This is a genomic window from Pseudoalteromonas sp. JC28 (genome assembly GCF_013319255.1).
Taxonomy (GTDB): domain Bacteria; phylum Pseudomonadota; class Gammaproteobacteria; order Enterobacterales; family Alteromonadaceae; genus Pseudoalteromonas.
In genome coordinates this window covers 1,049,458-1,065,174 of sequence record NZ_QOKX01000001.1, presented here as the reverse complement: position 1 = coordinate 1,065,174, position 15,717 = coordinate 1,049,458, and the positions used below count along the sequence as shown (strand labels likewise).

The 15,717-nt window shown below is 42.1% G+C and carries 11 protein-coding genes; 6 read left to right on the top strand and 5 right to left on the bottom strand.

Translation table 11 applies throughout. The features are described 5' to 3' along the window. Positions 1 to 60: 60 nt before the first annotated feature. Positions 61 to 2,526, top strand: coding sequence for an EAL domain-containing protein (locus DS891_RS04595; protein WP_174168983.1), 2,466 nt, complete (start codon positions 61 to 63; stop codon positions 2,524 to 2,526). Here the strand turns inward: DS891_RS04595 and DS891_RS04590 are convergent. Continuing rightward, the gene (locus tag DS891_RS04590; RefSeq protein WP_174168982.1) at positions 2,486 to 3,274 is read right to left on the bottom strand and encodes a CLCA_X family protein; all 789 of its coding nucleotides are present in this window, start codon (positions 3,272 to 3,274) and stop codon (positions 2,486 to 2,488) included. The genes DS891_RS04595 and DS891_RS04590 overlap by 41 nt on opposite strands. A gap of 9 nt (positions 3,275 to 3,283) precedes the next feature. Continuing rightward, positions 3,284 to 3,874: a tRNA-uridine aminocarboxypropyltransferase gene (locus DS891_RS04585; RefSeq protein ID WP_174168981.1), complete on the bottom strand. Its 591-nt coding sequence runs from the start codon at positions 3,872 to 3,874 to the stop codon at positions 3,284 to 3,286. A 119-nt stretch (positions 3,875 to 3,993) separates the two neighbouring features. Here DS891_RS04585 and DS891_RS04580 point away from each other — a divergent pair, with 119 nt between their 5' ends. Both DS891_RS04580 and DS891_RS04575 read left to right on the top strand, forming a co-directional pair. Then, positions 3,994 to 4,338 (top strand): Hpt domain-containing protein, encoded by a 345-nt coding sequence (locus DS891_RS04580; RefSeq protein ID WP_010604592.1) that lies wholly within the window; start codon positions 3,994 to 3,996, stop codon positions 4,336 to 4,338. 198 nt (positions 4,339 to 4,536) lie between these two features. Then, complete coding sequence (locus DS891_RS04575) at positions 4,537 to 5,751, top strand: pyridoxal phosphate-dependent aminotransferase (RefSeq protein ID WP_010604593.1); 1,215 nt, start codon at positions 4,537 to 4,539, stop codon at positions 5,749 to 5,751. 66 nt (positions 5,752 to 5,817) lie between these two features. On the opposite strand, the gene DS891_RS04570 is transcribed toward DS891_RS04575, so the two are convergent. Continuing rightward, positions 5,818 to 8,988, bottom strand: coding sequence for an efflux RND transporter permease subunit (locus tag DS891_RS04570; RefSeq protein ID WP_174168980.1), 3,171 nt, complete (start codon positions 8,986 to 8,988; stop codon positions 5,818 to 5,820). Between the two features lie 5 nt (positions 8,989 to 8,993). Beyond that, the gene (locus DS891_RS04565; RefSeq protein ID WP_010604595.1) at positions 8,994 to 10,169 is read right to left on the bottom strand and encodes an efflux RND transporter periplasmic adaptor subunit; all 1,176 of its coding nucleotides are present in this window, start codon (positions 10,167 to 10,169) and stop codon (positions 8,994 to 8,996) included. A gap of 236 nt (positions 10,170 to 10,405) precedes the next feature. On the opposite strand from DS891_RS04565, the gene DS891_RS04560 reads away from it, so the two are divergent. Beyond that, positions 10,406 to 10,654, top strand: a complete 249-nt coding sequence (locus tag DS891_RS04560) for a YkgJ family cysteine cluster protein (protein ID WP_174168979.1) — start codon at positions 10,406 to 10,408, stop codon at positions 10,652 to 10,654. Between the two features lie 261 nt (positions 10,655 to 10,915). Here the strand turns inward: DS891_RS04560 and rsmF are convergent, their stop codons facing one another. Beyond that, positions 10,916 to 12,355, bottom strand: a complete 1,440-nt coding sequence (rsmF, locus tag DS891_RS04555; protein WP_174168978.1) for a 16S rRNA (cytosine(1407)-C(5))-methyltransferase RsmF — start codon at positions 12,353 to 12,355, stop codon at positions 10,916 to 10,918. 355 nt (positions 12,356 to 12,710) lie between these two features. Here rsmF and DS891_RS04550 point away from each other — a divergent pair, with 355 nt between their 5' ends. Together DS891_RS04550 and ccoG are read left to right on the top strand one after the other, a co-directional pair. Beyond that, positions 12,711 to 14,138, top strand: coding sequence for a sigma-54-dependent Fis family transcriptional regulator (locus tag DS891_RS04550; RefSeq protein WP_174168977.1), 1,428 nt, complete (start codon positions 12,711 to 12,713; stop codon positions 14,136 to 14,138). A gap of 141 nt (positions 14,139 to 14,279) precedes the next feature. Further along, positions 14,280 to 15,662, top strand: coding sequence for a cytochrome c oxidase accessory protein CcoG (gene ccoG, locus DS891_RS04545; RefSeq protein WP_174168976.1), 1,383 nt, complete (start codon positions 14,280 to 14,282; stop codon positions 15,660 to 15,662). Positions 15,663 to 15,717: the final 55 nt, after the last annotated feature.

Below are 15,717 nucleotides of genomic sequence, written 5' to 3'. Positions count from 1 at the left end.
GTTCTTTGCATAACGAATAGGCTGATAAATCACCGTCAAAGTGACTCAAGGAGAATGGGTATGTGGCTTAGCGCTGCTAGGTATGCCACACTGATGTTTACGATAATTGTGTGTTGCATCTTTGCGATGTTGGCTACTGCTGAAACGCAGCTGGCCGCAGAAACTATAGAAGCAAGACCTTTAATTTCAGTAGGCTATGGTGACTTTTCCGAGGCCCAGTTTAATGTATCGCAAGAAACGGTAATTATTCCAAAGGGTGTTGCGGTTTGGCTTCGAATCACAAACCTCGTTCGCGATGATCTGTCAGTCCAAGTGCTAACAGTCGCACGTCCATCCATGGGCAGTGTTGAGTTTTTTACCACGGACCCTATTGGAAAATTAACTCAAATCCCTGCAGGTAATAATCATACATCGTTATCCCATTTTTCCCCCCATTTGGTAATTGATGCAAATAGCCATATTGAGCCGATCGTTGTTAAAGTTCAATCACCCTATGTTTCCTTGTCCAGAGTGAGTATTGATCCTTATGAAGTTTATATAGAAGATACCAATGCTCATCTATTTTTAACTGGATTGTTTCTGGGGGTAATGTTTTTATTGAGTATTTTCATGCTCAGTACCGGTATTATTTCGAAACGCGCAAGCCTGCTTTCGGTTGGTGGCTATTTACTGTCATTAGCCTGCCTTTACGTCACCCATAAAGGACTCGCTGATATCTTTTTCAGCTACCAAAATAGCATTCATTTTTTACATTACAGTGGCAGCTTTGTGTGTTTTGCACTCGGCTTCAGCCTTTTGTTTTTTCATCATTTCCTTACTAAAAATAGGCTTGATAGAAAGATAAAGCTAACCATCAAGACGACCGCATATATCTACTTACTAAGTGGTGTCATTGTGGCGTTTGCTAAAGTGGATTTACCGTTTGCACTTCAGTCCATAATGGTTATTGGTGCGATTGTATTAAGTACGATGATTTTGGTAAGTCAAGATAAAGACAGCCGTAAAGAAGTCTATTTTTGCTGCGCAATTTGGTCTCCTATGGTGGCGGTATTAATTGGTTTTGCTGGGAGTCAATTAATACAACCAAGTGAGCAAATATCAATCGTAAACCATGTGTTGATCAGCCTACATTTAATGCTCTTACTACTGTTTGTGGTTTGGCATGATGCGGAAAAGCGGCGTATGTATATTCATTACGCTGAGTTTGATAAAGAGACTGCACTTCCCAATAAATTCGCCCTGTTTGGTTCGCTCGCTAAGCTTGAGGAGCAAAATAAAGCGCATACATTGTTGCTTTTTAAACCACTGATCCTGCCATCAATAAGGCTGAGTTTTGGCTTAACCTTTGCAAATCAGCACATCAATAAGTTATTCAAAGAGGTCTCTGAGCAAATCAATACTTATGGTAGCGCTGCCGTTGCAAATAAACGAAACACACCTATTTACCGCCTAGAAGACCAAGTGTTTGCCATCGTGCTTGATGGTAAAATAGAGGTCAGTCAAGTTGAGCAATATGTATGTATTTTATCAGCTGTATTCGAAGAAGGGGTTGGCTATAAAGACACGCAGATTGTCGATAGTCTAGAGGTTGGGGTAGCGAATTATCCAATGCATGCAAAATCCACTGAGAAGCTTATCCAGCGCGCGCTGCAGGCTCTTAATACTAAGTCACACAATGGTCAACGTTGGCATCTATTTGATGTTGAAAGCTCTATTTCGACTGAGCGACAATTAAAGCTCACCTCGTTTCTTAAAAGTGCGATAGAACATGAACAGTTCAGTTTATTCTTTCAGCCGCAGGTAGACCTCAGGACTGGCAGGGTATTTGGCTCGGAAGTGCTACTGCGCTGGCTTCACCCTGAACTTGGTTACATACCACCTGACGAATTTATTCCGATTGCGGAGTCTTCAGGGCAAATTTATGAGATCACCGAATGGGTGATTGAGCATGCGCTTCATTATCAAGCTGAGATAACCAAGTTATTGCCTGAGCACGTTATTTCAATCAACGTATCTGGTCGTGACTTGAGTAGAAGAGAGTTGTCGGTACAGCTTATTACGCTTATCAATGAATTATCACTCGCACCTTCTCAAATAATGATAGAGATCACGGAATCTGTAACGATAGGAAAAGAAGCAGAGCTCAAAGGGGTGTTAGATGATTATCGTTCAATCGGCGTAAAGGTGGCGATAGACGATTTTGGTACTGGATATTCCTCACTTGCATATTTGAGTAAACTTGGATTTGATGAACTTAAAATTGATAAAAGTTTTGTGATGGATATTGAGACATCTAAGAGCAACCAAACAATTTGTAAAGCGACGTGTGATATGGCGCACAGTTTAGGATCAAGGGTGGTGGCAGAAGGGGTTGAGGATATCAATAGCTACATTCGTTTGCAGGCCTATGGCTGCGACTTTGCACAGGGCTATTTTATTTCACGTCCGTTGCCGTTCACGGAATTTAAGAGTTGGCTAAGTAAAGTCACCTATGCTGGTGATATAAAATCTTTCCTAGTTCGCTGAAGTAGTGAAAAATGGGCTCAGCGCATCGTTTTCTATGTTCATGCTTTGGGTAAATCCCCAGTTTTTCTTGTTCTGAACCTTTAATTCCCGCGGCCAAAAATGAATTTGATATATCGCTGTGATAGGCAATAATGGCCTCGAACATCCGAGCTGTTAGCTCCTCGGGCAGGGCGTAATATATTTGTTTGTTTGCGCTATCAGCAATCTTGGCGGTATGAAAATACCGATTTGGTTTTTGATGTTGTTCATCTAAAAAGGTATGCGCAAAAAATGTTGCTAAAGCATTGTTCAGAGGGTGTAATACGGTTTCAGTAGAAAGTAACCAAGCTGACGATGCAAAAGGCTTTTTTGGCTGTGTTATTAAATGCTGGCAAATATAGTGATCAAATGCATGCCACCATTCGTGGGCAAGTGCGCCACCGCCGGCATTTTTTGCTAACGCGAGTGTTCTCGTATTTGCCGCGTAATGCGCTTGAATACCTTGTTGACCGCCTGTACCAAAAGCAAAATTAAGTGTTCCCCGAAGGCCAATGACTTCTGGTGGTACCTGTAATATTTGGGCTAGATCTGCGAGGGCATCATAAATGAAGTTGGCGGATAAACGGGTTTCTTCGGGCGTAACCCAATGACCAATGGTCATGGTTTTAAAGCCAAAGGTCTGTTTAATTTTACTGAAATCAACTTGATCGCCGAATCGATAATTGGGTCCTCGGCGAGTGTATCCGCGCAGTAGTCTCGAGCTTGGCATTTTCTTCCTTTAATACCGAGCCTTAACATCATCAGGCATTCGCGTCATCTGTTCTTTCACCATGCCTGCTTGAAGTTTATAGAGATCCGCAGTTTCGCATTGATCTACAATCTCGAGAAATTGAGCTGCCGCTTCAAGTGTTGATAAACTGTATTCATGTTTAGATTTACGAATAGTATATTCACTCGCATTTACCGAATCGAACTGAAAACTGGGTAACTGGCTTAGCCACGGATTGAGCTTATAAAGCTTAGTGGCTTTCTTCCAAGTACCATCCAATAAGATGATGGCATCAAGATTTTGAGCGCGATTATGTTCTGTAGTTAAGGTCTTAGCGTGGCTGTTTGGGTAAAGTAGTGCAACATGGTTTCCGTTGCAGAAGTTAATCAACTCTTCAAAGTCAGTGGTATTTTCTCCAACATACAGCGCAAAACTGTCTAACTGCAAGGCGAGGAGCTTTGCGGTATTCTTGGCGACTTTTACTTCGCTTGGGTGCTGCATGATAATAACTTGAGTCGCATTTGGTATCACGTTACCAATATAGGAGCATACGCAAGTTTTTGTGGGAAACTGACAGACTGGACAGGTATTACGTTTCATGTTTGATGAGGTGTTTCTTAATATAAGTCATATTTTATCATATCTTGCCCGCATTTACTTTGCACAAGAAACCAGATTTGGCTAGCATAAGTAATAGAATATTAAATTTAAGGAAAATTATGAGCATCGTAATAGATGAAGGTGCCCTAGAAAACATGCAAATGTTGCTGGGCGAGCAATTCGAAGATACGGTTCATTTTTGTTGTTCTGAATTCGAGCGGTTAGAATCGGAGTTGATGCTGAATTTGAATCAGGATCAAGAAGCTGCCATTCGTCATGCTCACAGTTTGAAATCTAACGCTGCTCAGTTTGGGGCCGCTAGTTTGAGCGATTTAGCAAAGATGATAGAGCATGCCCTTATTCAAGGGGAGCAGGATATTGTTGATGATTCTATTGAGAAGCTGGCAGCACAAGTTGCAGGTTCAAAAGCGAAACTGCAGCAGTGGGTGAGTGCACAGTCTTAAATCCAGCATAAGCCAAAGAGCGGAAATAAGGTCGTTTATACGGCCTTTTTTATTTTCTGAAACCTAATATTGCGCTTATTTATCCCACCCTAATCACTTCATTTTGTAAGTTGCTTTTTTGAAGCATAAAAAGTTATCACAAGCATAGAATTTAGACGGCATTGTGATATATGCTTGAGCAAAATGAGGGGGTTATAGATGCTACAAATAACAAAAAGTAATAAGCTCAACGGGGTGAGTTACGATATTCGTGGTCCGGTATTGGATCAAGCAAGAAAAATGGAAGACGAGGGCATGAAAGTCCTTAAATTAAATATTGGCAATCCGGCGGCATTTGGCTTTGATATGCCAGAAGATATGCACCGAGATATCATAAAAAACTTATATTCTGCACAGGGCTATTGCGACTCAAAAGGATTGTATTCTGCCCGAGTCGCCGTGTATCAATATTATCAGCAAAAAAGTTTTCCTAATATTAGTGTCGATAACATCTTCATTGGCAATGGCGTCAGTGAATTGATCCAAATGACCGCACAAGCCTTACTCAATGATGGTGACGAAGTGTTGATCCCCGCACCGGATTATCCGCTATGGACTGCCGCTGTTAAATTATCAGGCGGTAATCCAGTGCATTATCTTTGTGATGAAGAGCAAGACTGGTTTCCAGATATCGAAGATATCAAGCGTAAAATCACGAGTCGTACAAAGGCATTGGTGCTGATCAACCCAAATAATCCGACCGGTGCTGTATATGATAAAGCATTGCTTGAGGCATTAATTGAGGTTGCCAGAGAACACAAGCTATTAATACTGAGTGATGAGATCTACGAAAAGATTTTATATGATGATGCAGAGCATTTTTCAATTGCGAGTCTTTGTGATGATATCCCAGTTATCACTTTCAACGGCTTAGCAAAAACCTATCGTGCGGCCGGGATCCGCATGGGCTGGATGGTGATCAGTGGTAAGCATTCAGTGATGCGGGACTTGATCACAGGCTTAGAAATGCTCGCGTCTATGCGATTATGCGCCAATGTTCCTGCACAGTTTGCCATTCAACAAGCGCTCGGAGGCATACAATCCATCGACCAACTCATTGAACCGGGTGGGCGTTTGTATGAGCAGCGTGATATTGCGTTTAAAGGTTTAAACGATATCGAAGGGATAAGCTGTGTAAAGCCAAAGGGCGCGCTTTATGCGTTTCCAAAAGTCGACGTAAAGCGGTTTAATATTAAGAATGATGAGCGCATGGTGCTGGATTTGCTCAAAGAAGAAAAAATTCTACTTGTCCACGGACGTGCTTTTAATTGGCCCAGTGCGGATCATTTTAGATTAGTGTTTTTACCACATAAAGATGATTTACAGCCTGCAATGGATAGAGTAAAGCGCTTTTTTGCGCATTACAGTCAGTAATATCTGTATAAAAAATAAAAAAGCTCGGAAGTTTCCGAGCTTTTTTGTGGGCTAGTAATTTGTTACTTAGTGAGTATTAGAATTTAGCTCCGGTGTCGTTTGTTGGCTATCAGCCGAGCCTTTACCTTTAAACCATTTGCGGCCAACGCGTTTAACATCTTCAAGTGCCACATATTGACAAGGGATAAGTACGAGGGTGATCACCGTGGCAAACAACACACCAAACGCAAGCGATACCGCCATTGGAATAACAATTTTAGCTTGTAGGCTCGTTTCCATAATGATTGGTACAAGTCCGATAAAGGTGGTCAACGAAGTGAGCAAGATTGCTCTAAAGCGTTTACATCCGGCCTCGACGGCCGCGGCTTTCAAATCGATACCTTCTTCGCGTGCTTTATTGACAAAATCAACCATAACCAAAGAGTCGTTCACTACAACCCCTGCCACGGCAATAATACCAAAGAACGACAAACTACTCATTGTCATTCCCAATATCATATGACCGAATACCGCGCCGACTACACCAAATGGGATCACAGACATAATGATGACAGGCTGAGAATAAGAGCGTAGTGGAATTGCCAGTAGTGCGAAGATAATCATTAATGACAGGGCAAAGTCACGAATTTGCTCAGCAACACTGTCCATTTCTTCTTGTACGCGACCCGCCACTGCACTCTGAACGCTAGGGTAGTTCTTTAATAGACTAGGAAGATATTCGTCACGAACCTGTTTTGCTATCTCAAAAGGTTGTGCGATTTCTGTATCAACTGATGCCCAAACATTAATAGTGCGTTTGGCGTTTTCTCGGCGAATTCGGTTAACACCGTCTACCAATTTCACGTCAGCCACTTCTACCAACGGCACTTCTGCACCTTGAGGCGTTAAGATACGCACGTCCTGAATGTCACTAATGGCATCACGGTGTTCTTTAGGATAACGGATCATTACTTTGATCTCTTCACCATCACGTAAAATACGCTGTGCTTCAAGGCCGTAATAACTGAAGTTCACTTGGGATGCAACATCCGCCAACGTGAGTCCAAGGCTGTACGCTAATGGTTTAAGCTCAAGCTGCACTTCATCGGTTGCTGATTGCATAGAGTCATTGATATCACCAACACCTTCAATAGTTGCTAGCTTGTCTTTTAGTTTCTGTGCGACTTCACGAAGCTCTTCTTTGTGTTTACCTTCTAACCTAAAGCTAATGTCTCCGTCATCACGGCCACCATTCATAATGCTATCTTGAATGTTTAGCGATTTAACACCAGGCAGTGCAGGCATTGTATCACGCCAGCGGGCGCTGAGTGCAAAGGTATCGATTGGGCGTGCATCTGGTTCAACCAAGATCACCATAATATTTGCGCTTGTGCGGCCGTTCATATTCACCATGTAATCACGGATCATTTTCTTGCCATACTCAGCCTCAATTTCTTTGTCGACATTCAGTACCATTTGCTCAATTTTTTGAATTGACTCAAGCGTCGCGTTTTCTGACGAAGATAAGTTCATATCAATCGAGATACGTGGAAAATCATGTGGGATTTTTGGGTTAGCAACAAACTTCACTAAGCCACCAGCAAACATCCCGGCGCTAACAATTAAAATGGTTAAAAATCCAACAATAACGGTATAGCGGTAGTGAATACAGCGGACAATGAATGGGCGGTACGTGTTTTCAATGAAAGATTGAAGGCCGCTATCCATTTTTTCTCTGAGGCGGTGGAACGGATTTTTAGGGTTGCTTGGTTTGTCTTTCATCGCTGCTAAATGCGCAGGTAAAACCAGCTTAGATTCAACCAAAGAGAATAGTAAGCAAAGAATTATTACGCCACCAATTGCTTTAGAAAATGCTGCCGTTGGGCCGGTTGCTAATGTTTGCGGCAAGAAAGCAGCAACAGTAGTAAGCACACCAAAAGTGGCTGGGATAGCAACACGTTTTACACCACGAACGACATTATCGAGGCTATGACCATGTTTTTCTATTTCAGCATGGGCGGATTCACCGACGACTATTGCGTCATCAACGACAATCCCCAACACCAAAATAAAGGCAAAGAGTGAGGCTAAGTTAATCGTTACATCTAAATAACCCATTGGCATCATTAAAAATGCACCTAAGAAACTAACTGGCAACCCCATCATGACCCAAAATGCTAAACGCACACGTAAAAATAGAGCAAGCATTAGCATAACTAATACGCCACCTAACGCCATATTTTCTAGCATCATGTTAAGGCGGCCATTAAGGTAATAGGTCAAGTCAATAAAAGGTTCAAGTTCTACGCCTTGTGGCAGTGATCCTTTCTTTGCCTCAAGGTAGTTCTTAATGATATCTGCAACTTTGGTGATGTCTTGGTCTTTTGACGCGCTAACTTCATACACTAGTGAGTTCTTACCATTGTATTTAGAGTATTGAAGTCCTTCTTCAAAGCCATCGTTAATGGTGGCGACGTCGCCTAAGCTAACCTGTGCGCCGTCTGGTAGTGTTAGTAAGGGGAGTTTTCTAAACTCGTCACCGCGATAGGCTTGGTTTTCAACTCGCATTGAAATATAGCCATTCTCGGAGCGAATTTGGCCAGCAGACATGTTCGCTGAGAAGCTCTTTACTGCATCCGAAATTGCTCTAAAACTTAGGCCGTATTCGCGCATTTTATCAGGGCTTATCTCAATAGAGATTTCGTAGTTCAGGCCACCATCAAAGCGTACAAGGTTAACGCCAGGTAACGACAGCATTTCTTCATGAATGCGATTACCAAGCTCTTTAAGATCATGGGGACTCAAGTCGCCATTGAGTGACAACCACATCACTTCTTGGGTTGCTTTGTCGTGACGTACAATAGGGCGTTCCATTCCTGATGGGAAAGTTGAGACGGAGTCTACTTGCATCTTGACTTCGTCGAGTACCTCTTTGGTGTTGTACTGCTCGTCTACTTCTATCCAAGTTTGCGAGTAACCGCGATTAGAGTAGGTGATCAAGCGTTTGATCCCTTCGAGACCTTCCATGGATTCCTCGATCTTAATCGTGATCCCTTCCTCGACCTCTTGAGGTGCCGCGCCCGGATACACAGCTTGAACACTTATCCAGTTACTATCGTATTGTGGAAACATTTGCTTGCGGATCGAAAACGCGGTAAGCAAGCCGCCCACAATAATAAATATCATCAATAAGTTTGCTGCGACTGGGTTACGTGCAAACCAAGCAATTAAGCCTTTTTCTGTACTTTGACTATGCATAAACCTTACTCCTCTTTGAGCGCCAATTGGGTGTTTGCGCTTTGCGAAGGAGTATCGTCTGTACGTAGTTGCATCCCTTCAGACGGATAGTCCAGCGCTGAAGTAATGATCTGTTGGCCTGACTCAACGCCGTTATCAACGACGACCATGCCATTGTACTCTCTAATAATATTGACCTTTTTGTAACTCAGCTTGTTATCGTCATCCAATGTTGCAACGCGACCTTCTTTCACTAAGTGATGAGGAAGCATAGTGGCATTTTGCACTAACAAACCTTGAATATCAGCGTTGATATAAGCGCCAAAACGTAGTGGTTTTACGTTGTTGTGATAAGGCTGTTCGACTTGAGCAACAAGGTAGGTCATGCGACTTTTGTTATCGATAACGCCTTCACTGCGGACTATTTCACCTTTCCAACTCATCGGTTGACCAGCGACTTCTGCTGTGATCACGACATCGGTGCCAACACCTTGTTGCGGTAGGTATTTCAATTCATTATCGGCAACAGGGAGGCGTACTTCCGCAACAGATGTCGCATTGAGTTTACCAAAGCCATTACCGGGATTGACTACACTACCAAGGCTTACGGTGCGAGATTCTATAATCGCATCGTAAGGCGCTTTGATATAAGTACGCTCTAAATTTCGGTTCGCTCTTTTCACCGCTGCCTGCGCAGCTTTAAAGCTTGCTAACTTTTCAGCGAGCTGAGGTTTTCTTAAATAAAGTTCGGAAGGTATTTTTTCGTTAGCGTTTGCTTTAATCCTTTGCCATTCTGCTTTTGCTACTTGCACCTGAGCTTGCTCTATTTCTAGCGCTGAGCTGGCTTGTGCTAAAGCCGCTTCGGCTTCAATCAGCGACGCTTCATAGTCATTCGGGTCGATGCGAGCAAGCACGTCGCCTTCTTTGACAAAGCCACCTTTGACAAACTTGTCAGACAATGAAATGACTTGACCGCTGACCTGAGCAACAAGCTCAGTACTGTATTTTGGCATCACGATACCGTATGACGATACGTTCAGCCTAATTTGGTCAATATGAATAGGTTGAACCTGTACGAGAGGATGTACTATTTCTTCTTTCTTCTCTTCTGGAGGTTGTTTCATTGCAGACATGGCAACAGCCGCTGCAATTCCCACCGCAAGAACGGCAATTGGTAGAATTATTTGTTTTTTACTAGCCACGTTAAAATCCTTCCTGTTGAATGATTCTTGATGACCCAGATTAACGGCTCTAGATCATCGATAAGCTTAAGAATACGCGAATAGTTATGTCGAGGTGTTTAAATCCAGACTGAATATGTAACAAAGCTTTGCGTACCTAAATTTATCGTTACATTCTTAAAAGCGATTGATGCTTTTACGTGTAGTCGATTTTTCGATAAAATGCACCACTTATTGTCAAAATTGCGAGAAACAGAATGGATTGTAGGCTTGGTTGTGGCGCTTGTTGTATAGCACCAAGTATTTCAACACCCATTCCCAGTATGCCAAATGGTAAACCTGCGGGGGAGCGGTGTATTCAACTAGATGAAAATAATCTGTGTAAACTGTTTAACCAGCCAGAGCGCCCACAAGTGTGTTTGCAATTTAAGGCCATGGAAGATGTGTGCGGTGACAGTAATGAAGCAGCGATGCAGATCATCACAGAACTCGAAATGTTGACCTAACTAGCCTCTGGTTAACTGATAAAAAAACGCCCAGAAACTTACCTGCTAAGTTCTGGGCCTAGGGAAAGGCTCAAGATTGAGCCGTGCGCTAACTAAAAACACCTTCTAAGACTGTAGGGAGAAGTAGAAAGTACTGTTAAGTTTAGTTAACCTTTCATTCTTTTTACAAATAAATGAATGATTTATTAAGTTTATATAAAACAAAGAGTTGTTCTTTATATTCATAATTGGTCTTAAAAATATCAAAAGGGTATATTCAGGTTATACCCAAGTTATCAACAGGCCGTCTTTAATTAAATCCCGAGGCAAACTGTTTTTAACTTTATTCTTTTGCCATTTTCCTAACCCGATGGCACTGCCACATAGAGTGAGGATCACCTCTCCCGTTAGTTTGGTAACTTCATCTAGGCGTATATCTTTGCCATTAAAGTAATCTTTTGCTTGCTCTTTTGTTAGTGCTAAAGTGTTTTTAGACGCTAAGTGACCGAAAGTAGTGGCAAACTCATGCTCTAATCTTACCCCGTTTTTATGGGTAGTACCGATTAAAATCCCTATGCGAGAATATTTGATCTTATCTTGGATTGCTTCAAAGTTGTCAGGAAATAACCACACCTCTTTATCGCGCTGCATCAACTTACCGTCAAGTTGGGTAATACCAAACTGTTTTTTTAGTACGGATAACAATAGTTGAGTGGTTTTCTTGTCTAGTTCCTCAAAAGGGAAAGCGCCTTTTTTCTGCTTTGGATTTTTAACGGCAACAGAGTGTAACTTCTTAAATCGAGCAATGAAAAACCCTTCGCTATCATATAGCTGAGGCCACACATGCAAGTATCCTTCGGACGTTGTTGCTTTTTCAGCACCCTCAAATAAGGTCGACAGGTTTTCGACTGCTACTGCTTGAGGATAATTATCAATGAGGTGTTGGCATACTTGCTGATTTTCCAACGGTGTTAATGTGCAAGTTGAATACACTAAGGTGCCACCTGGCTTTAAGGCTTGAAATGCGCTGTCTATCAGTTGCTTCTGCACTTGTGCAATTTCAACATTAGACTCAATTGACCAGTTTTTAAGGGCATTTGGGTCCTTTCTAACAGTGCCTTCTCCAGAGCATGGCGCATCAAGCAAGATGTTATCAAAACATTCATGCATATAATCGCCAAAGATACAGCCGTCAAAGTGAGACAACGCAACATTTCGTATGCCCATACGTTTCATATTTGCTGCAAGCGCTTTGAGTCGAGATGACGATAGCTCATTAGCGATTAGTACGCCACGTCCATCCATATAAGCCGCGAGTTGCGAAGTTTTCGAACCCGGTGCTGACGCCATATCCAAATTAATATCATCACCGCTGATAGTCGATTTCAGTGCCGTGGGCGGCAACATGGAACTAGCTTCTTGGACATAGATGCAGCCACTTAAATGGATATCTGTGTTGCCGATAGCAAGATTAGCTTCTTCTTGCTCATTTCTTGATATCCAAAACCCTTCCTCACACCAAGGGATTGGCTCTGCCTGCCAATCACTTTTTTCGCAGTAGGCTAAGAATTCCGTGATGGACATTTTTAGGGTATTGACTCTGACTGCTCGGCGTAAAGGAGACTGGCACTTATCTATAAAGTCTTCGATGTTAAGATGGTCTGGTAAGTAGGTTTTTATGTCGTCCAGAAACGCGCTGGGAATATAAGTTGATTTGTCCACGCAGTTACTCAAGTTATAAGCTTTCTCTCATTTTACACTTTCATGAGTGAAAAATGCATATTTGTTGTGACGATGGTGATTATTCAACCTGAACTCGGGATAACAACTTGTTCTCTAGCAGTTGTTATTCCTTACTACTGCGTTAAATTTGCTTGCAATAGGCCAGCTATTGACGCACAAATTTGCCTTGTATTAAGAAATAACTTCTGGCTAGAGTGATATTACACTTTTGAACTTGGATATTTTAGTGGATTAACTCACTTCTTATCCCGGGTTCAGGTTATTAAGCAAAACTCATGGCTGACAGTAAAAGACTATGGTTATATAATCCTCGCGAAATATCGCGAGGATTGCTATGTCTATTATCAAACACTTTTTGGCGGACCCTAAATTATTATTGAATGCGGTTGGAGAGGGGATCTATGGTTTTGACCTTTCTGGTAACGCTGTTTTTGTAAACCCGGCCGCAGAGCGTATGACTGGGTGGCAAAGTGATGAGCTTTTGGGGGAAAAAATACATCAGTACCATCATCATAGTCATGCAGATGGGAGTGATTATCCTGCTGATGAATGTAACATCTACAAAACGATGTTTGATGGTAAAACACGACAGGTAACCAATGAGGTGTTCTGGCGTAAAGATGGAAGTTGCTTTCCTGTGGAATATACCTCAACCCCAATCTTTAAAGATCAGCAAATTATTGGTGCAGTCGCGATATTTCGCGATGTGTCGCAACAGCACAAAACTGAAAATGCACTAAGAGAGGCGCTGAATAAAGTTCAAGTACTGACTGAGCAACTTAAAGATGAAAATGCCTACCTGCTAGAAACATTAAATGAAAATTGGCAAGACTCGGGTTTGGTGGGTAGTAGCGCAATATTTCAGGCCATGTTGGCGCAGCTAGAACTGGTTAGTCAGACTGACAGTACGGTATTGGTTTTAGGAGAAAACGGCACCGGTAAAGAGCTTGTTGCTAGAAATCTGCATCGTCTTAGTGAGCGCTCATCGCAACCTTTCGTTAAAGTAAATTGCGCTGCTTTTTCACCAACCTTGATTGAATCTGAATTGTTTGGACATGAAAAAGGTGCATTTACTGGAGCGAATGAAAGACGTAAAGGACGTTTTGAGTTGGCGGATAAAGGGACCATATTTTTAGATGAAATTGGTGAGTTACCGCTAGAAGCGCAAAGCAAGTTATTACGTGTATTACAAGAGCGAGAGTTTGAGCGTGTAGGGGGAAGTAAGTCGATTCAAGTAGATATACGTATAGTCGCAGCGACCAACAGAGATTTATGGCAAATGGTCGAGGGTGGGGAGTTTAGAATGGATTTATATTATCGTTTAAACGTTTTTCCTATTCGAGTGCCTGCACTAAGGGAGCGTATAGAGGATATACCCGTATTGGCCAACAATCTCATCGTGCAGCTCAACAAAAAGCTGGGCAAGCAACTACGCGGGATCTCTAAAAAGGCTATTCATGCGTTACAGCGTTATGATTGGCCAGGCAATATTCGAGAACTCCAAAACGTGTTGGAGCGCGAAGCGATATTATCTAAAGGTCGTTTAATTGATTTATCTCAAGCACTTAACGTTACTGAGCAGCATAAATCTGAAAACGGTGAACTGACTTTAGCGCAGGCGGAAGCTGAGCACATATTAAGAGTGCTAGAAATAAGTAACTGGAAGATCGCTGGCAGCAACGGGGCGGCTGATAAGTTAGGGCTACCCGAAAGTACGCTAAGGTCGAAAATGAAAAAACTAAAAATTGCTAAGCTTTCGTGATATTTCGCGCCTACTCGTGATATTTCGCGATGTTTAAAATATAATAAAAATAAATACGATAAAAATCAAAATGTTATAAACTTTCAGATTGGTCTGAAAGTTGCAATATCAAACTCGTGTATTACCAATGTAGCAAATAACATGAAGTTTGATATCAAAGAAGAAGACATGATCATTAAGCCCTATAAACAAGAAGGGCCTATTTACGTCAGAGAGCAAAAAGGTTTTTTCCAAAAAATAAGAAGAAACCTTGGCTGGTTTTTAATGTTAACTTTCGTTCTCATTCCTTGGATCCCGTACAACGAGCAGCAGGCCATCTTGCTTGATTTTGGTAAGCAGCAATTTAGAATATTTGGTGCCACCTTTCTCCCTCAAGACTTTATGATTTTAGCCTGGATTTTTATGGTGGGTGCCTTTGCTTTATTCTTTGTCACGACTTGGCTGGGTCGCGTGTGGTGTGGTTATACTTGCCCACAAACAATTTGGATGCTGATGTTCACTTGGGTTGAGCACCGAGTGGAGGGGACTCGTAACCAAAGAATAAAGTTAGACAAATCAAACTGGGATAGCAAAAAAGTCGCGAAGAAAACGGCCAAACACGCTATTTGGTTGATAATTTCGGTGTTTACTGCCACTTCATTTATGGCCTATTTTATACCTGCAAAAGAGCTGTATCTAGACATGTTTACGCTTGAGTGGACTGGCCTTACTTCCTTCTGGGTATTCTTATTCGCACTTTGTACCTATGGAAATGCGGGCTTTCTACGAGAAAAAATGTGTACTGTGGCATGTCCATATTCTCGTTTCCAATCGGTTATGTTTGACAAAGATACGTTAGTCGTCACTTATGATAGCGAACGAGGTGAAAATAGGGGCCGTCGTAAACGCAAAGAGGATCCAAAACAGCTGGGGCTCGGCGACTGTGTAGACTGTAATTTATGTGTTGAAGTGTGCCCAGCTGGTATTGATATTCGTAATGGCTTGCAATACGAATGCATTAACTGTGGTTTATGTATCGATGCGTGTAACGAAACGATGAATAAATTCGGCTATCAGCCAGATTTGATTAAGTATCAAAGTGAGCATCAGCAAGCTGGTAAAAAATCCAATCCGTTTAGGTTAAAAATAGTAGGCTATGGTGCTATTACCGTATTGATACTAGTCACTATGGTGATTTGGGCATTCAATCGAACACCAATAGAAGCTTCTGTCATTCGCGACCGTAATGCGCTTTATCGTGTTAATTATGAGGGGTTAGTCGAGAACCCATACACCTTAAGTGTAATAAACAAAACACAGCACGATTTAACTTACACCGTGAGCTTAAAGGGACTGCCAGATGCGAAACTTACAGCTCCAATCACAACGCATATCGCTGGCGGCGACATGGCGTTAATCCCAGTAACAGTGACCGCTGATGGCTATGAGCTTAAAGGTAAGCGCACTCCAATCCAATTCACTATAGAGTCGCAACAAGATGCCAATATTAGCATCACGAAGGACAGCTACTTCTATAAAAATTAGTTTACACTCCCCCGACTCAAGGCGTTTGTATTATGAAGCGCCTTTTTTGTGTGCA